The following is a 25,135-nucleotide window of genomic DNA, read 5'->3' on the forward strand; positions in this document are numbered from 1 at the left end:
CACTGCGGAGATCATCCGGGCACGTCGGACGCGTACGCGACAGTTTCCTCGACGACGGTCACCGCGAGGGTGTCCCGCAGTTCCTCGGCCGCCGCACGCTCGCTCGCCTGCTCGGTCGAATACGCCTGGTGGACCGCCTCCTCGGCCGCCGCCCGGGCCTCCTCGCACCGGCCCGCCGCGGCCAGCACCCGGGCCCGGACCATCGCCGAGATCACCCCGCTGCGCACGTCCTCCGCGGACGCCTCGCTCGCCCGGTCGATCCAGGTCAGGGCGGACTCCACCCGCCCGTCGGCGAGCAGGGCGGAGGCGTACGACGCCAGCGCGTGCCGCCGGGAGAACAGCAACGACGGCTGCGACGTGTCACTCGCGATCGGCGCCAGCAGCCCGATCGCCGTCCCCGCGTCCCCGGCCCGCATCCGCGCCTCGGCCAGCAGCACCCGCGGGCCGACCTGCGCCGGGGCCAGCGGATTGTGCGGCTCGACGGCGGTCATCACGCGCCGCGCGTCGGCCTCCGCCGTCTCCAGGTCGCCGCGTTGCAGCGCCACGAACCCGCGCAGGGTCCCGGCCATTCCGAGCAGCAGCGGGTGACCGGTGTGGTCGGCGTACCCCAGGGCGTCGGTGAGCAGGTCGTAGGCGTGTTCCGGCTCGTTCAGCCCGCGGGCGATCGCACCGCGCACGACGAGCGCCAGCCCGCAGCCCCAGTCGTCGTTCACCTCGAGGAACTCCCGGTACGCCCGGCGGGCCTGCCCGTCGGCGGCGCCGAGATCGCCGAGTTCGGCGGCCGCGTACGCCTCGACGACCCGCAGCGTGCCGACCGCCCAGCCCTCGCCGACCCGGTCACCGAACGGCAGGAACAGCCGGGCCAGCCGGCGCGCCTCCTGCAGCCGGCCGGCCAGCAGCCGGGCGAACGCCGTGGTGCCGCGCAGCCAGGACCGGCCGACCGGGTCACCCAGCTCGGCGAAGAGCCGGGCCGCCCGGCCGAGCACCGCGTCGGTGCCGGCGAAGTCTCCGCGGGTGGTGGTCACCCAGGCCAGGTTCTGCAGGGCCCAGGCCTGCCCGTGCCGGTCCCCGGCGGCGAGCGTGACCTGGTACGCGGCGGCGAACCGGCTGCTCGCCTGGCTCAGCTTGCCGGACAGGAAGTCGGCCATGCCGAGGCGGCGCATCGCGTTGGCCCGCTCCGGCAGCAGTTGCGCCTCGGTGGCGATCTCCAGGGCCTCCTGCCAGCCTGCGACGGCCCGGCCGGAGTCGCCGAGCGCCTCGTAGGCCCGGCCGACCACGATCATCGCCTCGGCCCGGCACACCGGCTCCCCGGCGGAGGCGGCGGCGATCTTCTCCCCGTACGCCAGCGCCTCCTCGGCCCGGCCCAGGCGCAGCAGCGCGCGGGCGTGCACCAGCTGGTCGGGCAGCGGCAGGTCGCCCTTGGCCAGGGTGGTGGCGCGTTCGGCGTACTCCAGGGCGGCGGCCGGCTCGATGTCGGCCAGCGCCCGCCGGGCCATCCGGCCGAGCGCGGCGACACCCAGCGGGGCCACCTCGCGGGCCGGGGCGTCCGGGCGCAACCGGACCGCGTCGGCCAGCTCGATCGCGTGCTCGGCGTGGGTGGCGATGAACGCGTCCCGCTCACCGCCGGTCAGGTTGAGCCGGACCGCGCCGTCGTGACCGGGCCGGTCCACCGTCTCGGGAGCCGCCCAGGCGGCCAGGTAGGCGTGCCGCTCGGCCAGGTCGGCCTTACCGATCCCGGCGTACGCCGCCTCGCGCATCAGCGGGGTGGTGAACTGGAAACCGCCCCGCGACCGGTGCAGCATGCGGCGCTGCAGCAGCTCGTCGACGGCGCGTTCCAGCTCGACGGCGACCACCACGTCGGGCCGGGAGTCGGCGACCACCCGCCGCTCCTGCAAGGCCTCGAGAACGCCGCTGGGCACCGTCGTCCCGGCGACCGAGGCGTCCCGCAGCACCGACCGCGGCTCCGGGGACAGCGCGTCGATGCGGGCGGCGAGCACGGCCGCCAGGTCGCGGGAGAGCAGCCGGCTGCCCAGCGACCCGGCCGCGAGCTGCCAGCGCCCGGCCGCGTTGGCGCCGATCGCCGGGGTGAGCGCGCCCCGCTCCATCAGCAGGGTGACCATCTCGGCCAGGTAGAACGGGTTGCCCTGGGCGGTGGCGAGCAGCCGGTCGCTGTCCGGCTGGGGCAGCTTGCCGCCACTGAGGTAGGAGGTGAGCAGCCGGGACGCGTCGGCGCCCCGCAGCGGCGGCAGGTTGTGCACCTCGGCGTCGGCGAGCCGGGTCATCGCGCCGGAGGCCCGCACCAACTCGGGGCGGGCGAGCAGCAGCACGACGGCCGGGCCCTCCAGCCGGCTCGTGGTGCGGCCGATCGCGTCGAGCGTGGTGTCGGTGGCGTCGTGCAGGTCGTCCACGATCACCACCAGCGGTTCCTCGGCGGCGAGCGCGTTCAGCAGGTCGGCGACAGCGACCGCGATGGCCTCGGCGTCGGTGCGTTTGGCGCTCGGCGGCCAGTCGGCGGGGGCGGCCGGGCCGACCGGGCGGTCCGGGGCCTCGCCGTAACCGAGCAGGACCAGCAGGCGGTCGGTGTCCAGGGTGACGTTGAGCCGGCCGCCGAGTTTGCGCAGCCGTTCCTCGACGACCGTGCGGGCGACCGTGGTGGCGACGTCCTTGGGCAGGCCGGCGGCCTTGCGGACGATGTCGGCGAGGGGGGCGTACCGCCGGCGTTCGCCGAAGGCGCGGCACCGCACCCGCAGCACCCGGGCGCCGTGCCCGGAGTAGCCGGTGGCGAGCCGTTTGACCTCACCGGCGAACCGGGACTTGCCGATCCCGGCCTCGGCGGTCATCACGATGATCTTCGGGATGCCGGCGTCGATCGCCTCGGCCAGCGCGCCGGAGACCCGGCCCAGCTCGGCCTCCCGGCCCACGAACGGCGCCTCGTCACCCACGCCCGAGCGGGTGCCCGGCGCGTCGTGCAGGCCGAGCAGCTCGTAGGTGGGCACCGGCTCCCGCTTGCCCTTGAGCCGCAGCGGCCGCAACTGCCGCCAGGAGGCCACGTGCCGGGTGCCGGCGCTGGTCCGCTCACCGGCGTAGACCGCGCCCACGGCGGCGGCGTCGGCCAGCCGGGCCGCGGTGTTCACCGTGTCGCCGATCACCGTGTATTCGATGCCGGCCTGCACGCCGGCGACCACCTCACCGGTGTTCAGCCCGACCCGGAGCCCGAGCGGCGCGCCGCCGCCCCGCTCGTCGTCGAGCACCCGGCGGACCGCCCGCTGCATGCTCAGCGCCGCCCGGACCGCCCGCTCGGCGTCGTCCTCGTGGGCCACCGGGGCGCCGAAGACCGCCATGATCCCGTCGCCGGTCAGCTTGTCGACGTGCCCGCCGAACGTCTTGACCGCGCCGGCCAGCGAGGCCAGCACCCGGTCGGTGACGGCGCCGACCCGTTCCGGGTCGAGGTCCTCGGAGAACGAGGTGAAGTCGGAGAGGTCGCCGAAGAGCACCGTGACGATGCGCCGCTCGGCGGCCGGCAACTGGGCGGCGACCGGTAACGCCGCCCCGCAGTGGTGGCAGAAGCGGGCGCCGGGAACCGGGACGGTCCCGCAGACGGGGCAGGTCACGGCGTTCCCTGGATCTTGCGCAGATGGTCGAGCTGGGCGGCGGCGGACCACTCGGCGGCGAACCGCAGCGCCGGATCGAGGTCGGGGTAGACCAGGTCGACGACGGCCGCGGGCGTGTCCGCGCCGGCGGCCATGGCGGCGGCGACCTGCGCCAGCCGCTCCCGGCGATGATTCAGATAGAAGCGGGCACGCTCGGCGGTGTCGGTGCGGGCCGGTCCGTGGCCCGGCAACATCAACACCTCGGGGTACGCGGTGAGCAGCTCCAGACTGCCCAGATAGGCCCCGAGGTCGCCGTCGGGCGGGGCCACCACCGTGGTCCCGCGCCCGAGCATGGTGTCACCGGTGAACATCGCGGCAGAACTCTCACACTCGACGAGGAAGGACACCGAGTCGCTGGTGTGCCCCGGAGTCTGCAGCACTCGTATTTCCAGCCCGTTCCCGTCGAGGGACTCGCTGGGGTCGAACGGCTCACCGCCCAGGCAGTGCACCGGTGATCCGGCCCGGACCGGCGCCCCGCCGAGCAGCTCGGAGAGCCGGGCGGCGCCTTCCACGTGGTCGTGATGACCGTGTGTGATCAGGATGCGCTCGATCGGCCCGTGCTCGGCGATCCGGCGCAGATGCCCCTCGTCCAGCGGACCGGGATCGACCACGGTGGCCCGGTCGGAGCCGGGCGTCCGCAAGATCCACGTATTCGTGCCGTCCAGCGTCATCGGCCCCGGGTTGGGCGCCCGCAGCAGCGTCACCCAACCCGGTAGCCGGTCGACCTCGGCCGACTCGGGCTCAGCACCCCCCATGCCCCGAATCGTACGTCGGCTCGGCACCGTTCTTGGAGACACGATGTCCGATCCGGTCACCATCGGTGAGCAAATGCGGCCGAACCACCGCAAGATCACGCCACTTCGGCGATGACCTCGACCTCGACCGGCGAGCCCAGCGGCAGCTCGGAGACCCCCACCGCGGCACGCGCGTGCCGGCCCTGCTCGCCCAGCACCGCGGCGAAGAGGTCGGACGCGCCGTTGATCACGGCGGGCTGGGCGGTGAAGCCCGGCGCCGACGCGACGAACCCGCCCACCTTGACGATCTTGACGACCCGGCCCAGGCCGACCAGCGCCTCGATCGCGGCCAGCGCGTTGAGGGCGCACAGCCGGGCCAGCCCGGTCGCCTCCTCGACGCTGACCTCGGCGCCGACCTTGCCGACCTGCGGCAGCTTGCCGTCGACGAAGGGCAGCTGGCCGGAGACGTAGACCATGTTGCCGGACTGGACGGCGGGCACGTACGACGCGACCGGCGCCGCCACCTTCGGCAGGGTCAGGCCCATCTCGGCGAGTTTCGCGTACGCGTCGACGGCCCCCTCACCGGCGATCGGAGCGGGCGTCGTCACTGCTTGGGCCGCTTCATGTACGCGACCAGCTGCTCCGGGTTGTTCGGTCCCTGGACGACCTGGACCAGCTCGTAGCCGTCCTCGCCCCAGTTGTCGAGGATCTGCTTGGTCGCGTGGACCAGCAGGGGCACGGTCACGTACTCCCACTTCTGCATGGCTTGCGTACTCCCCTGTTCGTCGGATACCGGCACAGCTTAGGACGCGGGGCGGTCCGCCGTTGGTTAGGCTGAGCGGGATTCGAGCACGTAGCGCATGCATGCCATCACTGAATGCGATGAGCGGAGGATGACATGACGCACGCCGTGGGCGGCCACCCGGAGCCGCCCCCGTCACCGGAGCCCGACCCGCCGATGCCGATCCCGCCGGAGGAGCCGATCCCGGTGCCGGAGCCGCCGCACGCGGCCGCTGATCACGACACCGCCGAGCATCCCGTGGTGCCGGCCGAGGTGATATCGGCCACCACGGTCTGGCACCAGCCGCCGCCCACCGGGCCGTGGCACGCCCGGCACGAGAGACCCGGCGAGTGGCAGCACCCGCCACCGGCCCACCTGGCGTACCAGCACTCCCCACCGGCCGAGATCCAGCCGCAACCGGAGCCGATCTGGGCCGGGCCGCCGCCCGGCCTGCCACCGGCGGCCGACCCGCGGCGCCGGTCGACGATCTTCCTGTCGATGGCGTTCGTGGCCACCCTGGCGCTCTGCAGCGGCGGCGCGGTCTCGGCGTATTACCTGCTCAGGGACGCCGACAACCCCGGCTCGGCGGATCCGGTCACCGCGGTCAACCGGTTCCTGACCGCGGTCTACACGCAACAGGACGCGACCGCCGCGCGGGACCTGGTCTGCGCGAAAGCCCGCGACGAGGCGAAACTCGCCGCCCGGGTGGAGCAGATCGGGTCGTACGCGGACGGCTACCAGGGACCGGTCTTCCGCTGGGACGAGCCCGCCGTGGCCGGCCGTGACGAGGAGACGGCGAGCGTGGACGTCCGGCTGGTGATGTCGACCGAGGACGAGAAGACCGCCGCCCAGGATCTCCATTTCACCGTCGTCCGTAAGACCGGCTGGCTGGTGTGTGAGGTCGCCGGCTGACACCCCGCCGTACCGTGGATCCCATGGGCGATGAACAGCGCGACTGGCCGGAGCGGCTGCACGTGGTGACCGGCAAGGGCGGGACCGGCAAGAGCACCGTGGCCGCGGCCCTGGCGCTGGGCCTGGCCGCCGGCGGCCGGCGCACCCTGCTCGTCGAGGTGGAGGGCCGGCAGGGCATCGCCCAGCTGTTCGGCCTGGAGCCGCTGCCCTACGCGGAGCGGCGGGTGGCCGTCGCGGCCGGTGGCGGTGAGGTCCGCGCGCTGGCCGTGGACCCCGAGGAGGCCCTCCTCGAATACCTCGCGATGTTCTACAAGCTCGGGGCCGCCGGGCGGGCGCTGCGCAAGGTCGGCGCCGTCGACTTCGCCACCACGATCGCCCCCGGCCTGCGTGACGTGCTTCTCACCGGCAAGGTGAAAGAGGCCACCACCCGGACCGCGAACGGCCGCCGGGTCTACGACGCGGTGGTGCTGGACGCCCCGCCGACCGGCCGGGTGGGCCGCTTCCTGAACGTCACCGAGGAGACCGCGCGGCTGGTCAAGGTCGGTCCGATCAAGACACAGAGCGAGGGCGTGGCCAACCTGCTGCGCTCACCGATGACCGCCGTGCACGTGGTGACACTGCTCGAGGAGATGCCGGTCCAGGAGACCCTGGACGCGATCGCCGAGCTGACCGCGCTGAAGATCCCGGTCGGCCGGATCGTGGTGAACGGGGCCCGCCCGCCCCTGCTGGCCGGTGGCCGGGCGACCAAGGCGGAGATCAAACGGGGACTGACCGCGGCCGGGCTGCCGGCCGGCCCGGCGACGGTGACCCAGCTGGCCGCCGAGGCACAGGCCCACCTGACCCGGCGCGAGCTGGAGGAGTCGCTGCGGATGGAGCTGGCCGAGGTGGGCCGCCCGTCGATCGAGCTGCCCCTGCTGCCGGACGGGGTGGACCGGACCGCCCTCGACCAGCTGGCCGGGCTGCTGATGCGGGGCCGATCGTGACGTTCGTCCGATCAAGACGCACTAACCTGAAACGGTGGCTGATGTGACGGCTCCACGGCTCGACGTCGACGCTCTCCTGGCCGACCCGGCCATCCGCATCGTGGTCTGCTGCGGCGCCGGCGGGGTGGGCAAGACCACCACGGCCGCGGCTCTCGGTCTGCGCGCGGCCGAGGTGCACGGCCGCCGCACGGTGGTGCTCACCATCGATCCGGCCCGCCGGCTGGCCCAGTCGATGGGCCTCAACGAGCTGGACAACACACCTCGCCAGGTCAAGGGCATCGCCGAGGGTGGTGGCGGCGAGCTGCACGCGATGATGCTGGACATGAAGCGCACCTTCGACGAGGTGGTCGAGCAGCACACCACGCCGAAACGCGCCGCCGAGATCTTCGCGAACCCGTTCTACCAGGCCATGAGCTCCACCTTCGCCGGCACCCAGGAGTACATGGCGATGGAGAAGCTGGGCCAGCTGCGGGCCGGCGACGAGTGGGACCTGATCGTCGTGGACACCCCGCCGTCGCGTTCGGCGCTGGACTTCCTTGACGCGCCGGCCCGGCTGTCCCGCTTTCTCGACGGGCGGATGCTGCGGATGCTGCTGGCGCCCGCCCGCACCGGCGGCCGCAGCGTGTTCAGCCTCGTCACCGCCTCGTTCGGGCTGTTCTCCAAGACCGTGCAGAAGATCCTCGGCGCGCAGCTGCTCACCGACCTGTCCGGTTTCGTGGCGGCGCTCGACTCGATGTTCGGCGGGTTCCGGCAGCGCGCCGATCAGACGTACCGGATCCTGCAGGACCCGCAAACCGCGTTCCTGCTGGTCGCGGTGCCCGAGCGGGATGCCATCCGGGAGGCCGCCTATTTCGCGGAGCGGCTGGTGGCGGAGCGGATGCCGCTGGCCGGCCTGGTCCTCAACCGGATGCACAGCACCGAGGCGGCCGGGCTGACGCCCGAGGAGAGCGAGACCGCGGCGGAGCGGCTGGAGGCCGAGGGCGACCAGCTGATCACCGCTGACGTGTTGCGCATCCACGCCGGGCTGCTGCGCCAGGCGGAGCGGGAGACCGCTGTCGCAGCCGGGTTCACCGAGTCCTTCCCGGCAGTTCCGGCCGTCCCGATCGCGGCGCAGCCCGCCGACGTCCACGACGTCGACGGGCTGCGCACGATCGGATCGCTGCTCGCCTGACCAGAGCGATCAGTGCGTGGAGACGAGCACCTTGTCGGCGCCCTTCTCCTTCAGAGCGGCCTCGAACATCTTCCGCCAGCTCGCCACATGCGGGTGCCGCCGCAGCAGAGCCCGCCGCTCCCGCTCCGTCATACCTCCCCAGACGCCGAACTCGATGCGGTTGTCCAGCGCGTCGGCGAGGCACTCGTAGCGGACCGGGCAGCTGCGGCAGATCCGCTTCGCCACGTTCTGCTCGGCGCCCTGCACGAACAACGCGTCAGGGTCGCCACTCTGACACGCCGCCATGCTGGGCCAGTCGCTGATCATCCCCACGGTAAAAGTCCCCCCTAGCTGTCACACCCCCTGACGCCGGCCGGCCCCTGTTCCCCCATGCCTGACCGGCGTCCGTGTCTCGCCGCACCATCATGCTCCGTAGTTGGGTGATTACGCAACGTTGTCCCTCAAATACGTATAGGCCGGTAGTTCCGGGCATAGCGGCTGTGGAACCTCGGCCGAACGGGGGTATCTTTGGTGCAGAAGCCGAAAAACGCTCCGCCAAAAGGGGTGACAGGTCACACTTGGAAGGCGCGAGGCAAGCCTTCTCGACAGGCGGTCACGTGCATCCGTCGCGTACCCTGCTCGGGTGACCTCCTGGTTTCGCCGACGCGATCACAACATCTTCACGAACGCGACCTCATTACTGGTCTGCGGCCTGCTGGCCGGCGTGGTCGTGGCCGCCGCAGCATTCCCCGCGGCGGCGATGACCGGGCTCGCGGCCAAGGCGGGCGGCAAGACGTTCGCCAATCTGCCGAGCGAGCTCAAAGAGTTCAGCTCGCCGCAGATCACGCGGGTCTACGCGTCCGACGGCAAGACTCTGCTCACCCAGTTCTACGACGAGTTCCGCAGCGACGTGCCGCTGAAGGACATCGCGAAGAACATGCAGGTCGCCATCCTGGCCGCCGAGGACCGCAAGTTCTACGACCACAACGGCGTCGACCTCAAAGGTGTCGCCCGGGCCTTCGTGAGCAACAACCAGGGCGGCGCCCAGCAGGGCGCCTCGACCCTGACGATGCAGTACGTGCGCATGTCGCTGGCCTACTCGGCGACCAACCCGCAGGAGGTGATCGACGCGACCGAGGACAGCCCGAAGCGCAAGATCACCGAAATGAAGTACGCGCTGCAGATCGAGAAGGAGCTCACCAAGGACCAGATCCTGGAGCGCTACCTGAACATCGCGCCGTTCGGCAACCAGGCCTACGGCGTCTTCGCCGCCAGCCAGGTCTACTTCAACAAGCGCCCGAAGGACCTGAACGTCGCCGAGGCGGCCATGCTTGCCGGCATGGTGAAGGCGCCGAGCGCCTTCAACCCGACCACGTCGGCCGGCCGGGCGGACATCACCGCCCGCCGGGACAACTACATCATCCCGGCCATGGTCGCGATGGGCGCGATCACCCAGAAGCAGGCCGACGACGCCAAGAAGATCAAGGTGCCGTCGACGGTCAAGCAGGTCGGCCGCGGCTGCGCCTGGGTGGCGAAGAACCACTGGGGCTTCTTCTGCGACTACTTCCACCGCTGGTGGCTGGGCCAGGAGGCGTTCGGCGCGACGACGTACGACCGCGAGCGCCGGTTGAAGAGCGGCGGCTACCGCATCGTCACCACCCTCGACCTCAAGGGCCAGCAGGCGGCGCGTGACCAGGCCGTCAAGCGCGAGCCGGACGCCAGCCCGGACGCTGTGCTCCTGGCCGGCATCCAGCCGGGCAACGGCAAGGTGCGGCTTCTCGCGGCGAACCGGAAGTACAAGCTCGACGACCCGGCCCGCCCGCAGAACAAGATCTCCTCGGACCCGAAGAAGGCCGCGAAGAAGATCCGGGGCACCCACCCGAACACGACGAACCCGCTGCTCACCGGCGGTGGGGACATCAAGGGCTACCAGGCCGGTTCGGTGTTCAAGATCTTCCCGATCATCGCCGCGCTGGAAGCCGGCTACCCGCTGGGTTACACGATCAACGCGCCGAAGATCTACAAGTCCGGCTATCCGGTCGGCCCTGGCCCGGCGTCCTGCGACGGGTACTACTGCCCCAAGAACTCGGGCGGCGGCGGTGAGGGCATCTACACCATGTGGTCCGCCTTCGCGAAGTCGATCAACACGTACTTCATCCCGCTCCAGGAGCGGGTCGGGTCGGACAAGGTGATCGCGGTCGCCAAACGCTTCGGCGTGCAGTTCCGCGAGCCGAAGGAAGCCGAGATGACCACCAAGGAGGGCGGCGCCGCCAGCTTCGGCGCGTTCTCGCTCGGTGTCACCGCCTCGACCCCGCTCGACATGGCGAACGCGTACGCGACCCTCGCCGCCGACGGCAAGTACTGCGTGCCCACCCCGATCGAGCAGATCACCACCAACGAGGGTGAGAAGATCGACGTCGGCAAGCCGCACTGCATCGCCGCCACCTCGCGGGACGTGGCCCGTGCCGCCCTCGACGCGGCCCGCTGCCCGGTCGGCGACTCGGCCCAGCTCGGCAGCTGCAACGGCGCCACCGCGCGGCCCACCAGGGGCATCGTCGAACACCCGGTCTTCGGCAAGTCCGGCACCACCGACGGCTCGGCGACCGCCTCGCTGATTGCCGGCACCACATCGCTGGTCGTCGCGGGTTACATGGCCAACCCGGACTATCCGGAGCACAAGAACCAGATGGACCACGACATCATCAACCCGGCGGTGCAGTACACGCTGGCGGCATACATGGCCGGCAAGCCGAAGGTCCAGTTCAAGAAGCCGGGCAACGACAAGATCGCGTACGGGGACCAGCGGTCCATCCCCAACGTGGAGTGCGAGTCGCTCTCCTCGGCCCGCGACGAGGTCGAGGACGCCGGGTTCGAGGTCTCGATCGGCGCCAGTGTCGACTCCACGTGCCCGCAGGGCACCGCTGCGGGCACCAACCCGCCGGGCCGCACCATCAAGGGCGGCGCGGTCTCCATCGAAGTGAGCAACGGCAAGGGCGCCCAGCCGCAGGTGCCAGGTCCGGGGACGAGCACTCCGAACCGGCCCGGCGGGCGGTAACGCCGGCTAGCCAGGGGACACGAAACGGCCGGGAGATCCACTCTCCCGGCCGTTTCCCGTACCACCCAAGGGTTTTGACCTCAGGCCAGCCGGCGCCGCACCTCGGCCGCCACACGGCCGCCCTCCGCACGCCCCGCCACCGCGGCCTGGGCCGCCTTCATCGCCGGGCCCATCTGCGCCTTGCCCGTGAAGCCGCCGGCCGCGAGCGCCTCCCCGACGATCTCGCTGATCTCCGCGTCGGTGAGCTGCTTCGGCAGGTAGCGGTCCAGGACCTCGCCCTCGGCCGTCTCCTTGGCCGCCTGGTCCGCGCGACCCGCACCGGCGAAGGCGGTCGCCGCCTCCCGGCGCTTCTTCGCCTCCTTGGTGAGCACCGCCAGCACCTCGTCGTCGGACAGGTCGCGGGCCTCGTCCCCGGCGACCTCGGCGGTCCGCACCGCGGACAGCGCCATCCGCAGCGTCGACGTGATCAGTTCGTCCCGGGCCTTCATGGCGGTGTGCAGGTCATCGTTCAGGCGGTCTTTCAACGTTCCCATGGACGGAGAAACTACCCTTGCGGGCATGCGTAAGCGCTCCCTTATTTCGGCCGCCGCCACTCTGACCGCCCTCGGCGGCGCGACGCTCGCCTATGCGTCACTCGTCGAGCGGAACATGTTCACCCTCCGGCGCTTCGATGTGCCGGTGCTCGAGCCGGACTCCGAGCCGCTGCGCATCCTGCACCTCTCCGACCTGCACATGATGCCCGGCCAGCGGCGCAAGCAGGACTGGGTGGCAGCGCTCGGCGGCACCGACCCCGACCTGGTCGTGGTCACCGGCGACAACCTGTCCGACCCGGAGGCCGTCCCCGGCGTGCTGCGCGCCCTCGACCCGCTGCTCGGTGTTCCCGGCGCGTTCGTCTTCGGCTCCAACGACTACCGCGGCCCGGTCTTCAAGAACCCCCTGCAGTATTTGATGCCCGACCGGGAGTACGTGCAGGGCGTCGACCTGCCCACCGAAGACCTCCGGGCGGCCCTGACCGACGCGGGCTGGGCCGATCTCAACAACGCCCGCACCGTCGTCAAGGCCGGCGGCCGGTCCATCGAGATGGCCGGCGTCGACGACCCGCACGTCGACCGGGACGACTACCCGTCCGTGGCCGGCCCGATCAGCGCCGGCGCCGACCTGCACCTCGGCGTCACCCACACGCCCGCGTCCCGGGTGCTCGACGCGATGGCCGCCGACGGCTTCGCCCTGCTGCTGGCCGGGCACACCCACGGCGGCCAGGTCTGCGTGCCGTTCGTCGGCGCCCTCACCACCAACTGCGACCTGCCCACCTCGATGGCCAAGGGCCTGCACCGCTGGCCCGGCTCGGACGCGTGGCTGCACGTGTCCGCCGGACTGGGCACCCACCCGACCGCGCCGATCCGGTTCGCGTGCCGTCCGGAGGCCTCGTTGCTCACCCTAATTCCGCGCTGACCTGCAGTTTTACGATTTGGGGATACCCGTTGGCGGGGCCCTCCGGGGCTCCGCTAGTATTTATCTCGCAGCGACGGGGTGTGGCGCAGTTTGGTAGCGCGCTACGTTCGGGACGTAGAGGCCGTGGGTTCAAATCCCGCCACCCCGACCATGCATGAAGGCCGGATCTTCGGAAACGAAGATCCGGCCTTCACTCGTTTGCGCTTTGTTGACGCGGGCGGCGTCCGCCGCTTCGTTTCGCGCGGGCGGCTTCCGCACTTCGTTTCGCGCGGGCGGCTCTCGCACTGAGGCCCCCGTGGCAGCCTCAGCGCGAGCGGATGCGCTCAGAGGGCCAGCTGCGGGCCGACCGTTCGCGGGGCCATCTGCTGCGGCACCGCATAGGGTCCGAGCATCGACTCGACCGCCGGCGCGATCGACGGGCGCTCGGTGAGCTGCATGAGCCGGGTCGCGCGGGCGAGGGAGCCGGTCTCGCCGTCGCGGAAGCCCTCGCGGTAACCACGTTCGTAGCGTTCGCCGCGGCCGAAGGCACGACCGAGGGCGAAGCACGACGATCCGGCGAGGGCGAGCAGGAAGAGCATCGCGAAGGGTGTCACAGAACTATCCTTCCGGGCGCAAGCCACTAATTAGGCGAAAATTACCCTAAACAGGCATACTTTGCGCTAAGGCGGAGATCAAGTACGCCAACGGGTGACCGTGAGGGGTGCCGTACGGCCGGTTCGGGCCACCTGACAAGCTGGGACCTTGTGACAGACTCCATCGACCTCGCCCGCCAGGTCCGCACCGTGAGCCGCCTGACCGGAGAGTTCACGCTCCGTTCCGGACGCACCGCCACCGAATACTTCGACAAGTACCAGTTCGAGGCCGACCCGGTCCTGCTGGACAAGCTCGCCGAGCGCCTGGCCGTGCTGATCCCCGAGGGCATCGAGGTCCTCGCCGGCCTGGAGATGGGCGGCATCGCCGTCGTCACCGCCCTGGCCCGGCACGCCGGCCTGCCGACCGCCTTCGTCCGCAAGCAGGCCAAGCAGTACGGCACCGCCCGCCTGGCCGAGGGCGCCGAGGTGGCCGGCCGTCGCGTCCTGATCGTCGAGGACGTCGTCACCTCCGGCGGCCAGGTCGTCATCTCCACCAACGACCTGCGCAAGCTGGGCGCGCACGTGGACCACGCGGTCTGCGTCATCGACCGGCAGGAGGGCGGGGCGCAGGCCCTGGCCGCCGAGGGCATCACCCTGCGGGCGCTGCTGACCCGCGCCGAGCTCGACGCCGTTGCCTGACAGTCAAGACCCGGCTGGTCGTCAGTGCTGTCTCCACGCCCGCGAGACAGCACTGAGGACCAGCCGGGGTTTCAGGCGGTGCGTTTGGCGATCTCGGCGGCCAGCAGCTCGGCGATCTGGACGGTGTTGAGGGCGGCGCCCTTGCGCATGTTGTCGCCGGTCACGAAGAACGACAGGGCGCGCGGGTCGTCCATGGCCCGGCGGATGCGGCCCACCCAGGACGGGTCGGTGCCGACCGCGTCGATCGGCATCGGGAACTCGCCGGCCTCCGGATCGTCGACAAGGATCACGCCGGGGGCGTTGCGCAGCGCCTGCCGGGCCCCGTCAGCGGTCACCTCGGACGCGAAGACCGCGTGCACGGCGATGGAGTGGCCGGTGACGACCGGGACCCGTACGCAGGTGGCGGAGACCTTCAGGGCCGGCACGGCCAGGATCTTGCGGGACTCGTTGCGGAGCTTGAGCTCCTCGGAGGACCAGCCGGCGTCCGCGAGATCCCCCGACCAGGGCACGACGTTGAGCGCGAGCGGCGCCGGGAACGGCCCGAGGTCGTCGCCGACGGCCTGCCGCACGTTGCCCGGCCGGGACCCGAGCGAGCGGTCCCCGGCGACCTTGCTGAGCTGGTCGTGCAGGGTGTCCACGCCGACCTGCCCGGCGCCGGACGCGGCCTGGTAGGAGGCGAGGACGAGTTCGCGGAGCCCGTACTCCCGGTGCAGGGGCGCCACCGCGACGATCATCGCGGCGGTGGTGCAGTTGGCGCTGGCGACGATGCCGGCCGGCCGGTGCGCCAGGTCCTCGCGGTTGACCTCGGGCACCACCAGCGGCACGTCGGGCCGCATCCGGAAGGCGGACGAGTTGTCCACCACGGTGACGCCGCGGGCCACCGCGATCGGCGCCCACTCCTCGGACACCGCGTCGGGCACGTCGAACATCGCCACGTCGACGCCGTCGAACGCCTCGGCGCTGAGCTCGCGGACCTCCAGGCTCTCCCCGCGGCAGGTGAGCACCTTGCCGGCGGAACGGGCGGACGCGATGAGCCGGATCTCGCCCCAGACGTTGCGCCGGGACGAGAGCAACTCGAGCATGACGGAACCGACGGAGCCGGTGGCTCCGACGACGGCGAGCGTGGGCTGCGCCATCGCTGGGGTTACCGGCCGGTACCGCCGTAGACGACGGCTTCCTCGTTACTGCCGAGCTCGAACGCGGCGTGCACGGCACGCACCGCGGTGTCGAGGTCGGTGTCCCGGCAGACGACCGAGACCCGGATCTCCGAGGTGGAGATCATCTCGATGTTGACGCCGGCCGCGCCGATGGTGGCGAAGAACTCGGCGGCCACGCCCGGGTGCGAGCGCATGCCGGCGCCGACCAGCGAGACCTTGCCGATGTGGTCGTCGAAGAGCAGGCCCTTGAACTTGACCTGGTCCTTGATCTTGTCGAGCGCGTTCATCGCGGTCTGGCCGTCGGCCTTCGGCAGCGTGAACGAGATGTCGGTGCGGCCGGTGCCCTCGGTCGACACGTTCTGCACGATCATGTCGATGTTGATCTCGGCCTTGGCGACGGTCTCGAAGATGCGGCCGGCCGCGCCGGGCTCGTCGGGCACGCCGACGATCGTGATCTTCGCGTCGCTGCGCTCGTGCGCGACCCCGGTGATCAGTGCGTTCTCCACGTCAGGGTCCTCCATCGAGCCGGTGACGAGCGTGCCTTCTTTGTTCGAGTACGAAGAGCGTACGTGGATCGGCACATTGAAGCGCCGCGCGTACTCCACGCATCGCAACATCAGCACCTTCGCCCCGCCGGCGGCGAGGTCGAGCATCTCCTCGTACGTGATCTTCTTGATGTGCTTGGCGTCCGGGACGATCCGCGGGTCGGCGGTGAAGACGCCGTCCACGTCGGTGTAGATCTCGCAGACGTCGGCGTGCAGCGCCGCGGCGAGCGCGACCGCCGTGGTGTCCGAGCCGCCACGGCCCAGCGTGGTGATGTCCTTGGTGTCCTGCGACACACCCTGGAAACCGGCGACGATGGCGATGGCGCCCTCGTCGAGCGCGGTCCGCAGGCGGCCGGGGGTCACGTCGATGATCCGCGCCTTGCCGTGCACCGAGGTGGTCAGCACGCCGGCCTGCGAGCCGGTGTAGGACCGGGCCTCGTAACCCAGGTTGTGGATCGCCATGGCCAGCAGCGCCATCGAGATCCGCTCGCCGGCGGTGAGCAGCATGTCCAGCTCACGGCCCGGCGGGAGCGGGCTGACCTGGTTGGCGAGGTCGAGCAGCTCGTCGGTGGTGTCACCCATCGCGGAGACGACGACCACGACGTCGTCACCGGCCTTGCGGGCGGCCACGATGCGCTCCGCCACCCGCTTGATGCGTTCAGCGTTCGCGACGGACGAGCCACCGTACTTCTGCACCACAAGCGCCACGACGAATCATTCCTTCGAGCTCGGCAATCGCTCCCACCCTAGCCGCGCCTCGGCGCGGCCTCGACAGGCGATCCCAGAATCCGGCCGGCGCGGCGCGACACGCCGGTGTCACCGGAGGGCCGTACCGGGAAGCATCGCACGGTATGGGGCGAGAATGTCGCGATGCGCATTCCCTCCGCGTTGACCGTCGCGCTGCTGACGGTCGGGCTGACCGGCTGTGGCGACAGCGGTACGCCGGAGGCCACCCCCGCCTCGCCGTCCGCGACGCCGTCCGTCGCCGCCCCCGAGCCCGCCGCCCGGGACGAGCTGGCCGGCCTGGCCGCGCTCGCCCTGGACCGGCGGTACGCCGCCCGCTACACCCTGGACGACGGGCGCGGCACCCCGCGGGAGGTGGTCGCGGCGGTGGCCCAGGACGGCACGTGGCGCGTCGACATCCCGGGCGGCGCGCTCGGCGGTTCGGCCGGCGTGTCGATCGTCCGGGTGCCCACCGGCCTCTATCAGTGCACGCTGGCCACCCCGGCGCAGCCGGTGAGCCCGACGTGTGTCCGGGTGGCCGAGGGCGGTGACAAGGTGCCCAGCCGGTACGACCCCCGCGTCCAGCGCCTGTTCCGCCAGTGGCTGCCGATCTTCACCGACCGCCGGTCCGCTCTGGCGGTCACCGCGGTCACCGCGGTTCCGGCGCTGGCGGGCGCGCAGGGCGCCTGTTACGCCGTCGACTCGGTGACCGCGTCGCTGGATCCGCCGGTGGACGTGGGCATCTACTGCTATGCCCCGGACGGCCTGCTGACCGCGGCCCGGGTCGACTTCGGCGTGCTGAAGCTGGTCAGTCAGTTCGCCGGCCCGGCCACGCTGGCGTTGCCGGGCCCGGAGGTGGCGGGGCAGCCGATGGGGATCAGCGCCGGCGCGCAGCCGGTCACGCCGAGTGGCAGCGTTCCCACGATCCGGGCGAACGGATAGCCGATCTCATCCCCTTGACGTAACGTGACTGGCGACATGTGGCTGGTGAACCTTCTCCTTCGTTGCCGCGACGAGGCCTAATCCCAGGCCGGCACCTCGTCGCGGAGGTGACGCGCGCCGCCTGCTCGTCTTCTTCCTGACTGGAGCAGTCACACATGTCCGTTTTCGGTTCTCAGCAGCCCAGCCCGATGCCGTTCCAGCGCTACGAGGCGTACCAGAAACAGTTCTCGATCTCCCTGCCGGACCGGCAGTGGCCCGGCAACGTGACCGAGAAGGCGCCGCGCTGGTGCGCTGTCGACCTGCGGGACGGTAATCAGGCGCTGATCGACCCGATGTCACCCGAACGCAAGCGGCGGATGTTCATGCTGCTGGTGAAGATGGGCTACAAGGAGATCGAGGTCGGTTTCCCGGCGGCGAGCCAGACCGACTTCGATTTCGTACGCCAACTGATCGAGCAGGACCTGATCCCGGACGACGTCACGATCCAGGTGCTGGTGCAGTGCCGGGAGCATCTGATCGACCGGACGTTCGAGTCGATCCGGGGCGCCAAGCGCGCGATCGTGCACTTCTACAACTCGACCTCGACGCTGCAGCGGCGGGTGGTGTTCGGCCTGGACAAGGACGGCATCACCGACATCGCGACGACCGGCGCGCGGCTCTGCCAGAAGTACGCGGAGATCCACACCCCGGACACCGAGATCTTCTACGAGTACTCGCCGGAGTCGTACACCGGCACCGAGCTGGAGTACGCGCTGGAGATCTGCTCGGCCGTGATCGACGTGATCGACCCGACCCCGGACCGGCCGCTGATCATCAACCTGCCGGCCACCGTCGAGATGGCCACGCCGAACGTGTACGCCGACTCCATCGAGTGGATGCACCGCAACCTGCCGCGCCGGGACAGCGTGATCCTGAGCCTGCACCCGCACAACGACCGGGGCACCGGGGTGGCGGCCGCCGAGCTGGGCCTGCTGGCCGGCGCGGACCGGATCGAGGGGTGCCTGTTCGGCAACGGCGAGCGGACCGGCAACGTCGACCTGGTCACCCTGGGGCTGAACCTGTTCTCCCAGGGCGTCGACCCGCAGATCGACTTCTCGCAGATCGACGAGATCAAGCGGACCGTGGAGTACTGCAACCAGCTGCCGGTGCACGAGCGGCACCCGTACGCGGGCGACCTGGTCTACACCGCGTTCTCCGGTTCGCACCAGGACGCGATCAAGAAGGGCTTCACCGCCCTGGAGGCCGACGCGGACGCCGCCGGCACCCCGATCGACGAGTTCACCTGGGGCGTGCCGTACCTGCCCATCGACCCGAAGGACGTGGGCCGCACGTACGAGGCGGTCATCCGGGTCAACTCGCAGTCCGGCAAGGGTGGCGTGGCGTACATCATGAAGGAGGAGCACAAGCTGGATCTGCCGCGGCGGCTGCAGATCGAGTTCTCCGGCGTGGTGCAGCAGCACACCGACGCCGACGGCGGCGAGGTCGGCCCGCAGCAGATGTGGGACCACTTCGCCACCGAGTACCTGGTCGACCACCAGGCCGCGCCGGCTATCCGGCTGGAGAGCTACGCCACCGCCACGGTGGACGGCAAGGTCGAGATCGAGGCGCAGGTGACGCACGGCGGCGAGCGGAAGCGGGTCACCGGCGTCGGTAACGGCCCGATCGACGCGTTCGTGCAGGCCATCGCCCCGCTGGGGATCCGGGCGCGGGTGCTGGACTACAACGAGCACGCCCTGACCTCCGGCGGTGACGCGCAGGCGGCCGCCTATGTGGAGGTCGAGGTCGGCGACGTCGCGGTGTGGGGTGTCGGGATCGACGCCAACATCGTCAGCGCGTCGATCAAAGCGGTGACAAGTGCGGTGAACCGCGCCTCCTGATTGGCGCCCACCAAGATCCGGTATGAGACTGGGCTACGTGGCCCCACGTAGCTCAGTCCTCGCCGTAGCCGTTCTGTTCGCCCTCTCCGGCTGTGAGGTCGCCACCACTGGCGACCCCGGCAATCCTCCCTCCTCCTCGACCGGAGGAGGGGCGAGTCTCGACTCCCTGACCGTCGCCGCCGAAGGCACCATGAAGGGTTACAGCCGGGAGAAGTTCCCGCACTGGCGGGACACCGGCGAGAACTGCGACGTCCGTGACACGGTCCTGAAGCGGGACGGTGACAAGGTCAAGTTCTCCGGTTGCAACGTCGTCGCCGGCACCTGGACCAGTCTCTACGACGGCGAGGTCCTGAACTCGCCCACCAAGGTCGACATCGATCACATGGTGCCGCTGGCCAACGCCTGGCGGTCCGGCGCCGACGAGTGGACCACCCAGAAGCGCGGCGACTTCGCCAACGACCTCGACCGGCCGCAGCTGCTGGCCGTGTCCGCCTCGTCGAACCGGTCGAAGGGCGACCAGGACCCGTCCACCTGGAAGCCGAAGGCCAAGGATGCCTGGTGCACGTACGCCAAGGATTGGATTGAGGTGAAGAGCTACTGGAAACTCAGCATCACGCAGAAGGAGAAGGAAGCTCTCACCGAGATGCTGGGGACCTGCTGATGAGCGACACCACCGACATCGTGCCCGGGCCGGGCGGCGTGATGACCGACGAGGTCGGGGTCGTCACCGGCGACCTCACCCTGCGGACCGAGCTGGTCGACGGCGAGGCCGTGGTCCGGGTGCAGTACAAGGACGCCGACGAGTGGTACACGGTGACCGGCGCCCGGGCGAAGCTGGCCGACTCCGCCGATCTCGCCGCGGTGCACGCCGTCGCGGCCGCCCTGCTGCACCGTCCCGAGGATTGATGTCCTCCTCTACACTGCGCGGACCATCCGCAGTGGATTCGGGGGAAACCACGATCATGTCTCGTCCTCTCACCATCGGCCTTTCCCTGCTCACCGGCATCGCCGGAGCCGCGGTCCTCGCGGGTCCGGCCCAGGCCGCGACGATCGGCGCCGCGGTCTCCAACGGCGCCACGGTCAATTTCTGGGCGGCCTCCGGCAAGGCCAACCGCGTCGTCCTCAGCTCCGGCGCCAACGTCGTGATCATCGACGACGTCGTCCCGATCAAGGCCGGGGCGGGCTGCACGGCGGTCCGCGGCGACAGCACCGTGGTGCGCTGCTCGGTCACGGCGGCGCCGGCGCAGCGCCGGATCGTCGCGTACACCTACGACGGCGCCGACATCATCACCAACAAGACCAGCCTGGTGCTGGTCGCCAACGGCGGTGCCGGCAACGACGCGATCGGGGGTGGCCCGGCCGCCGACAGACTCTCCGGTGACCTCGGCAACGACGTCATCTACGCCGGTGCCGGCAACGACGCGATCCAGACCGGCACCGGCGACAACACCGTGCACGCCGGGGCCGGCGACGACTACATCGACGGCAGCGACGGCGTCGACCGGCTGTACGGCGACGACGGCGACGACCGGGCCTACGGCTGGGGCGGCAACGACCTCCTCGACCTGGGAGCCGGCGACGACATGGGGGTCGGTTACGCCGAGGACGACGTGATCATCGGCGGTCCCGGCGACGACGCCATGGACGGTCACATCGGTCGCGACAAGCTCTACGGCGCCGCCGGCGACGACTTCCTGCAGGGCGAGGAGCCCTACGGCGCGCCCAATCTGATGGAGGAGGACCTGCTCAGCGGCGGTGAGGGCACTGACAAGTGCACGAGCGACGTGGACATCCTCTACTCCTGCGAGAGCTGATCGCCGGGCCGACTGGTGATCACTGGGTACGGTCGGGCGGGTGCGTCTCTCCCGCTTGGCCGTGTCCCTGGTGGTGGCCCTGCCTCTGGTCACCGCCACCGCTTCGACCGGTTCGCCGCCCGGCGGCGCGATCACACTCTCCGATGTCATCCCGGCGGTCGCCGAGGCGATACCGGCGCCCGGTGACGGTTTCCGGCTCACCGACCGCACCACGATCACCGCTTCCGGCGCCGCGACACCGGTGGCCGCCCGGCTCGCGGAGGCACTCCGGCCCGCCACCGGCTTTGCGCTGCCGATCGTCGCCACCACCGGTGCGGAGACGATCGCCCTGGTCCTGGAGCCGGGTGGGCCGGACGAGGGCTACCGGCTGGACATCCGGTCCGGCGGCGTCACGGTGCGGGCCGCGCAGCCGGCCGGTCTCTTCGCCGGCGTGCAGACCCTGCGCCAGCTGCTGCCCCCGGAGATCGACTCGACGACCCCGCGGCGGGTGCGGTGGGTGCTTCCCGGCGGTGAGATCAACGACTTTCCGCGGTACGCCTACCGAGGCGCGATGCTCGACCTGGCCCGCCACTTCCACGAGCCCGCCGAGATCCGCCGTTACATCGATCAGATCAGCCGCTTCAAGATCAACCACCTGCATCTGCACCTGAGTGACGACCAGGGCTGGCGCATCCAGATCGACTCCTGGCCGCGCCTGACCCTCGCCGGCGGCGGCCCGGGCACCGGGGTCGGCGGTAAGGGCGGCGGCTTCCTGACCAAGGACGACTACCGGGCGATCGTCCGGTACGCCGCCGACCGGTTCGTCACGATCGTCCCCGAGATCGACATGCCCGGCCACGTCAACGCCGCCCAGGTCGCCTACCCCGAACTCACCTGCGACCGGACGGCGCCGCGGCCACGGACCGACATGCGGGTCGGCTACAGCTCGCTCTGTGTCCGCGAGGAGATCACCTACCGGTTCGTCGAGGACGTGATCCGCGAATTGTCCGAGATGACGCCCGGGCCGTACCTGCACATCGGCGGTGACGAGGCGATGTCGACCCCGCACGGCAGTTATCTGATCTTCCAGAAGCGGGTGCTGCCGCTGGTCCGCAAGCACGGCAAGATCCCGTACGGCTGGCACGAGATCGCCCAGTCGCCGGCCGCCGCGCAGACCGGGGCGGTGATCCAGTTCTGGGGCCAGGAGAGCCGCCATCCGGCCGTGGCCACGTCGGTCGCCGACGGCGCGCGGGTGGTGCTCTCCCCCGCCGACCGGGTCTACCTGGACCAGCGGTACGACCTGCTGACCCCGCTGGGGCTGGCCTGGGCCGGGCACACCGAGGTGCGCGACGCCTATGACTGGGATCCCGGGCGGCTGCTGTCCGGCGTACCGGAAGAGAAGATCCTCGGGGTCGAGGCGCCGCTGTGGTCGGAGACGCTGCGCTCGTCCGCCGACATCGAGTTCATGGCCTTCCCTCGCCTGCCGGCGGCCGCCGAGCTGGCGTGGTCACCGCGGTCCACACACGACTGGGAGTCGTTCCGCGCCCGGCTCGGCGCCTACGGTCCACGCTGGACCCATCAGGGCGTCCGGTTCCACCGATCCACGCAGATCCGCTGGTCCTGAACGAGCGGAAGGCATTTACGATCATCACATGACACCCCCTCTCCGGCTGGCCACAGCCGGGATCACCATATTGACCACGGTCGGCGCGCTGGGTGCCGTGGCGGCGCCCGCTCAAGCCGCCGGCACCGGCGTCGCGTCGGTGTACGAAACCAACAAGATCCGCTTCGTGGCCGCCGGCGGCCAGGTCAACGCGGTCGTGATCACCCGGTCCGGCAACACGGTCACCATCGACGACCGGACGACTGTCCGGGCGGGCGCCGGCTGCCGGGCCGCCGCCGGCGACGCGACGAAGGTGTACTGCGCCACCCGTACCGCACCGGTCCGGGTGACCGTCTCCCTCGGCGATCGGAACGACTCCCTGGCCCACCGGGCCGACGCGGCGCTCACCGCCTCCGGCGGCGACGGCAACGACTACCTGGCCGGTGGCCCGCGCGGCGACTACCTGGACGGCGGCGTGGGCGCGGACCGGATCCTCGGCGCGGCCGGCGACGACACGCTGCAGGGCAGCTGGGACAACGACCTGCTCTCCGGGGACGTGGGCAACGACCGGATCCTCGACGACGGCGGCAACGACCAGCAGTACGGCGGCGCCGGCAACGACTACTTCTTCCAGGGCCAGGACAGCACCGGCGGCGACGCCGACCTCATCTCCGGTGGCGCGGGCCGGGACCTGGTGGACTACAGCAACCGCCGCGCCCCGATCGCCGCGGACTCCGACAACGTCAAAGGCGACGACGGACGGTCCGGCGAACGCGACACCCTCACCGGCCTCGAGGAGATCTGGGGCGGCATGGGCAGCGACTGGCTGGGCGGCACCGCGGCCGACGACTCCCTGCAGGGCGGCCTGGGCAACGATACCCTGCTCGGCCAGGGCGGCAACGACGAACTCGTCGACCTCGGCGGCGACAACCGGATCGCCGGCGGCCCGGGGAACGACACCCTCTACGGCGGGGACGGCGCGGACCTGCTGCTCGGCGGGCCGGGCATGGACACCGCCAACTACGCCGACCGGACCAGGCCGGTCACCGTGGACCTGGACGGGGCCACCGGCGACGACGGGGAGGCCGGCGAGCGCGACACCGTCGGCGCCGACGTGGAGAACGTGCACGGTGGCAGCGGCGCGGACCGGCTCATCGGCAACGCCGCCGCGAACGGGCTCGACGGCTCGGCCGGTGACGACATTCTGATCGGCAACGCCGGCAACGACCGGCTGGAGGACTTCTACGGCAGGAACCGGCTGTACGGCGGGGCCGGCGACGACTACCTCTTCGCGGCCTACTCCGACGAGTTCGACTGGCTCGACGGCGGCGCGAACGCGACAGCGACCGGCGACAACTGCGTCGGAGCCGGCGCGGACCACCTGGTGAACTGCGAGTACTGAACCCCGGAAACAACGATGGGGCCGGTCACCCGGCCCCATCGTTGTTCGTCGTCTCAGGCTTTCGTGACCGCCGGGCGGCGGCCGGCCACCGTCTCGTCCTCGGCCACCGGGAAGTGGCAGGCGGTCAGGTGCGAGCCCGGGTCGTCGAGGCGCTGCATCAGCGGCGGCTCCTCGGTGGCGCAGATGTCCTGCGCCTTCCAGCAGCGGGTCCGGAACCGGCAACCCGACGGCGGGTTGATCGGGCTCGGCACGTCGCCGTTGAGCAGCACACGGCCGCGCTGGGTACGGTCGCGGCGGCTCGGGTCCGGCACCGGCACGGCGGACATCAGAGCGACGGTGTACGGGTGACGCGCGTTCGCGTACAGCTCCTCGCGGTCGGCGATCTCCACGATCTTGCCCAGGTACATCACGGCGACCCGGTCGGAGATGTGCCGCACCACGGACAGGTCGTGCGCGATGAACACGTACGTCAGGTCCAGCTCGTTCTGCAGGTCCTCGAGCAGGTTGACCACCTGCGCCTGGATCGACACGTCGAGCGCCGACACCGGCTCGTCGGCGACGATCAGCTTCGGCCGCAGCGCGAGGGTCCGCGCGATGCCGATGCGCTGCCGCTGACCGCCGGAGAACTCGTGCGGGTAGCGGTTGTAGTGCTCCGGGTTCAGGCCGACCAGCTTGAGCAGGTCCTGCACCTCGCGCTTGATGCCCTGCTCGGTCTTGACCTTCTGGATCCGGAACGGGGCCCCGACGATCGCGCCGATGGTGTGCCGCGGGTTCAGCGAACCGTACGGGTCCTGGAAGATCATCTGCATGTCCCGCCGCAGCGGGCGCAGCTTGCCCTGGCTGAGGTGGGCGATGTCCTGGCCCTTGTAGTTCATCGACCCGCCGGTCGGCTCGAGCAGACGGGTCAGCAGCCGGCCGGTGGTGGACTTGCCACAACCGGACTCGCCCACCAGGCCCAGCGTCTCGCCCTTGAGCACGTCGAAGTCGATGCCGTCGACCGCCTTGACCGCGCCGACCTTCCGCTTGAGCAGGCCCTTGGTGATCGGGAAGTGCTTCTCCAGACCACGGACCGACAGCAGGGGCTCGGCGGCCTTCTTCACATCAC

General features: G+C 71.0%; 22 protein-coding genes, 1 tRNA gene and 1 pseudogene. 14 read left to right on the top strand and 10 right to left on the bottom strand.

Features of this window, described 5'->3' with window-relative positions:
• Window positions 1-11 precede the first annotated feature (11 nt).
• From ACZ3II_RS04140 to ACZ3II_RS04155, 4 genes are all read right to left on the bottom strand, one after another.
• Window positions 12-3,611: an adenylate/guanylate cyclase domain-containing protein gene (locus tag ACZ3II_RS04140; RefSeq protein WP_465516132.1), complete on the bottom strand. Its 3,600-nt coding sequence runs from the start codon at window positions 3,609-3,611 to the stop codon at window positions 12-14.
• Complete coding sequence (locus tag ACZ3II_RS04145; protein ID WP_465516133.1) at window positions 3,608-4,405, bottom strand: MBL fold metallo-hydrolase; 798 nt, start codon at window positions 4,403-4,405, stop codon at window positions 3,608-3,610. The genes ACZ3II_RS04140 and ACZ3II_RS04145 overlap by 4 nt, the downstream gene beginning before the upstream one ends.
• Window positions 4,406-4,500: 95 nt before the next feature.
• Window positions 4,501-4,929 (bottom strand): RidA family protein, encoded by a 429-nt coding sequence (locus ACZ3II_RS04150; RefSeq protein WP_465516606.1) that lies wholly within the window; start codon window positions 4,927-4,929, stop codon window positions 4,501-4,503.
• 59 nt (window positions 4,930-4,988) lie between these two features.
• Entirely contained in the window at window positions 4,989-5,147 is a 159-nt protein-coding gene (locus ACZ3II_RS04155) for a DUF4177 domain-containing protein (protein WP_152629122.1), read from the bottom strand.
• Window positions 5,148-5,282: 135 nt separating this feature from the next.
• Here ACZ3II_RS04155 and ACZ3II_RS04160 point away from each other — a divergent pair, with 135 nt between their 5' ends.
• Genes ACZ3II_RS04160 through bagB form a run of 3 tightly spaced genes read left to right on the top strand, consistent with a single transcriptional unit; the run spans window position 5,283 to window position 8,231 of the window.
• A complete protein-coding gene (locus ACZ3II_RS04160) occupies window positions 5,283-6,077 on the top strand; it encodes an Rv0361 family membrane protein (RefSeq protein WP_465516134.1) in 795 nt (264 codons plus the stop codon).
• A 23-nt stretch (window positions 6,078-6,100) separates the two neighbouring features.
• Window positions 6,101-7,060 carry an ATPase BagA gene (gene bagA, locus ACZ3II_RS04165; protein ID WP_465516135.1) on the top strand — a complete coding sequence of 320 codons (960 nt, stop codon included), beginning with the start codon at window positions 6,101-6,103 and terminating at the stop codon, window positions 7,058-7,060.
• A gap of 43 nt (window positions 7,061-7,103) precedes the next feature.
• Complete coding sequence (gene bagB / locus ACZ3II_RS04170) at window positions 7,104-8,231, top strand: ATPase BagB (protein WP_465516607.1); 1,128 nt, start codon at window positions 7,104-7,106, stop codon at window positions 8,229-8,231.
• 9 nt (window positions 8,232-8,240) lie between these two features.
• Here bagB and ACZ3II_RS04175 read toward each other — a convergent pair whose 3' ends face one another.
• Window positions 8,241-8,543: a WhiB family transcriptional regulator gene (locus tag ACZ3II_RS04175; protein WP_043533057.1), complete on the bottom strand. Its 303-nt coding sequence runs from the start codon at window positions 8,541-8,543 to the stop codon at window positions 8,241-8,243.
• A 310-nt stretch (window positions 8,544-8,853) separates the two neighbouring features.
• Here ACZ3II_RS04175 and ACZ3II_RS04180 point away from each other — a divergent pair, with 310 nt between their 5' ends.
• A complete protein-coding gene (locus ACZ3II_RS04180) occupies window positions 8,854-11,265 on the top strand; it encodes a transglycosylase domain-containing protein (protein WP_465516136.1) in 2,412 nt (803 codons plus the stop codon).
• A gap of 80 nt (window positions 11,266-11,345) precedes the next feature.
• Here the strand turns inward: ACZ3II_RS04180 and ACZ3II_RS04185 are convergent, their stop codons facing one another.
• The gene (locus ACZ3II_RS04185; RefSeq protein WP_465516137.1) at window positions 11,346-11,798 is read right to left on the bottom strand and encodes a GatB/YqeY domain-containing protein; all 453 of its coding nucleotides are present in this window, start codon (window positions 11,796-11,798) and stop codon (window positions 11,346-11,348) included.
• A 25-nt stretch (window positions 11,799-11,823) separates the two neighbouring features.
• Between ACZ3II_RS04185 and ACZ3II_RS04190 the strand changes: the two genes are divergently transcribed.
• Entirely contained in the window at window positions 11,824-12,717 is an 894-nt protein-coding gene (locus ACZ3II_RS04190) for a metallophosphoesterase (RefSeq protein WP_465516138.1), read from the top strand.
• Between the two features lie 74 nt (window positions 12,718-12,791).
• Window positions 12,792-12,868, top strand: a tRNA-Pro gene (locus tag ACZ3II_RS04195).
• Window positions 12,869-13,040: 172 nt separating this feature from the next.
• Here ACZ3II_RS04195 and ACZ3II_RS04200 read toward each other — a convergent pair.
• Window positions 13,041-13,310 carry a hypothetical protein gene (locus ACZ3II_RS04200; RefSeq protein ID WP_043533053.1) on the bottom strand — a complete coding sequence of 90 codons (270 nt, stop codon included), beginning with the start codon at window positions 13,308-13,310 and terminating at the stop codon, window positions 13,041-13,043.
• Between the two features lie 150 nt (window positions 13,311-13,460).
• Between ACZ3II_RS04200 and pyrE the strand changes: the two genes are divergently transcribed.
• Window positions 13,461-13,988 (top strand): orotate phosphoribosyltransferase, encoded by a 528-nt coding sequence (gene pyrE / locus ACZ3II_RS04205; RefSeq protein WP_465516139.1) that lies wholly within the window; start codon window positions 13,461-13,463, stop codon window positions 13,986-13,988.
• A gap of 71 nt (window positions 13,989-14,059) precedes the next feature.
• On the opposite strand, the gene ACZ3II_RS04210 is transcribed toward pyrE, so the two are convergent.
• A complete protein-coding gene (locus tag ACZ3II_RS04210) occupies window positions 14,060-15,124 on the bottom strand; it encodes an aspartate-semialdehyde dehydrogenase (RefSeq protein WP_465516140.1) in 1,065 nt (354 codons plus the stop codon).
• A gap of 8 nt (window positions 15,125-15,132) precedes the next feature.
• Window positions 15,133-16,398: an aspartate kinase gene (locus tag ACZ3II_RS04215; RefSeq protein ID WP_465516141.1), complete on the bottom strand. Its 1,266-nt coding sequence runs from the start codon at window positions 16,396-16,398 to the stop codon at window positions 15,133-15,135.
• Between the two features lie 162 nt (window positions 16,399-16,560).
• Between ACZ3II_RS04215 and ACZ3II_RS04220 the strand changes: the two genes are divergently transcribed.
• The 7 genes and pseudogenes from ACZ3II_RS04220 (at window position 16,561) to ACZ3II_RS04250 (ending at window position 24,030) form a co-directional block, all read left to right on the top strand.
• The gene (locus ACZ3II_RS04220) at window positions 16,561-17,355 is read left to right on the top strand and encodes a hypothetical protein (protein ID WP_465516142.1); all 795 of its coding nucleotides are present in this window, start codon (window positions 16,561-16,563) and stop codon (window positions 17,353-17,355) included.
• Window positions 17,356-17,510: 155 nt separating this feature from the next.
• On the top strand, window positions 17,511-19,232 hold the full coding sequence (leuA, locus tag ACZ3II_RS04225) for a 2-isopropylmalate synthase (protein ID WP_465516143.1): 1,722 nt from the start codon (window positions 17,511-17,513) through the stop codon (window positions 19,230-19,232).
• Between the two features lie 22 nt (window positions 19,233-19,254).
• Complete coding sequence (locus tag ACZ3II_RS04230; RefSeq protein WP_465516144.1) at window positions 19,255-19,893, top strand: HNH endonuclease family protein; 639 nt, start codon at window positions 19,255-19,257, stop codon at window positions 19,891-19,893.
• Window positions 19,894-19,901: 8 nt separating this feature from the next.
• A pseudogene (locus ACZ3II_RS04235) lies at window positions 19,902-20,138 on the top strand (hypothetical protein); the annotation flags it as partial.
• A gap of 56 nt (window positions 20,139-20,194) precedes the next feature.
• Window positions 20,195-21,046, top strand: coding sequence for a calcium-binding protein (locus tag ACZ3II_RS04240; RefSeq protein WP_465516145.1), 852 nt, complete (start codon window positions 20,195-20,197; stop codon window positions 21,044-21,046).
• 40 nt (window positions 21,047-21,086) lie between these two features.
• Complete coding sequence (locus ACZ3II_RS04245; RefSeq protein WP_465516146.1) at window positions 21,087-22,649, top strand: beta-N-acetylhexosaminidase; 1,563 nt, start codon at window positions 21,087-21,089, stop codon at window positions 22,647-22,649.
• A 28-nt stretch (window positions 22,650-22,677) separates the two neighbouring features.
• The gene (locus ACZ3II_RS04250) at window positions 22,678-24,030 is read left to right on the top strand and encodes a calcium-binding protein (protein ID WP_465516147.1); all 1,353 of its coding nucleotides are present in this window, start codon (window positions 22,678-22,680) and stop codon (window positions 24,028-24,030) included.
• A 53-nt stretch (window positions 24,031-24,083) separates the two neighbouring features.
• Here ACZ3II_RS04250 and ACZ3II_RS04255 read toward each other — a convergent pair whose 3' ends face one another.
• Window positions 24,084-25,130, bottom strand: a complete 1,047-nt coding sequence (locus tag ACZ3II_RS04255) for an ABC transporter ATP-binding protein (protein WP_465516608.1) — start codon at window positions 25,128-25,130, stop codon at window positions 24,084-24,086.
• Window positions 25,131-25,135 lie beyond the last annotated feature (5 nt).

It is taken from the genome of Actinoplanes sp. NPDC019969, assembly GCF_055562375.1.

Bases quoted from the DNA above. Each gene is read 5' to 3' on its own strand.
- ACZ3II_RS04145 (WP_465516133.1), bottom strand. From the start codon at position 4,405: ATGGGGGGTGCTGAGCCCGAGTCGGCCGAGGTCGACCGGCTACCGGGT.
- ACZ3II_RS04250 (WP_465516147.1), top strand. From the start codon at position 22,678: ATGACACCCCCTCTCCGGCTGGCCACAGCCGGGATCACCATATTGACC.
- ACZ3II_RS04220 (WP_465516142.1), top strand. From the start codon at position 16,561: ATGCGCATTCCCTCCGCGTTGACCGTCGCGCTGCTGACGGTCGGGCTG.
- ACZ3II_RS04240 (WP_465516145.1), top strand. From the start codon at position 20,195: ATGTCTCGTCCTCTCACCATCGGCCTTTCCCTGCTCACCGGCATCGCC.
- leuA (WP_465516143.1), top strand. From the start codon at position 17,511: ATGTCCGTTTTCGGTTCTCAGCAGCCCAGCCCGATGCCGTTCCAGCGC.
- ACZ3II_RS04185 (WP_465516137.1), bottom strand. From the start codon at position 11,798: ATGGGAACGTTGAAAGACCGCCTGAACGATGACCTGCACACCGCCATG.
- ACZ3II_RS04160 (WP_465516134.1), top strand. From the start codon at position 5,283: ATGACGCACGCCGTGGGCGGCCACCCGGAGCCGCCCCCGTCACCGGAG.
- ACZ3II_RS04190 (WP_465516138.1), top strand. From the start codon at position 11,824: ATGCGTAAGCGCTCCCTTATTTCGGCCGCCGCCACTCTGACCGCCCTC.
- ACZ3II_RS04150 (WP_465516606.1), bottom strand. From the start codon at position 4,929: ATGGGCCTGACCCTGCCGAAGGTGGCGGCGCCGGTCGCGTCGTACGTG.
- ACZ3II_RS04230 (WP_465516144.1), top strand. From the start codon at position 19,255: ATGAGACTGGGCTACGTGGCCCCACGTAGCTCAGTCCTCGCCGTAGCC.
- bagA (WP_465516135.1), top strand. From the start codon at position 6,101: ATGGGCGATGAACAGCGCGACTGGCCGGAGCGGCTGCACGTGGTGACC.
- ACZ3II_RS04155 (WP_152629122.1), bottom strand. From the start codon at position 5,147: ATGCAGAAGTGGGAGTACGTGACCGTGCCCCTGCTGGTCCACGCGACC.
- ACZ3II_RS04210 (WP_465516140.1), bottom strand. From the start codon at position 15,124: ATGGCGCAGCCCACGCTCGCCGTCGTCGGAGCCACCGGCTCCGTCGGT.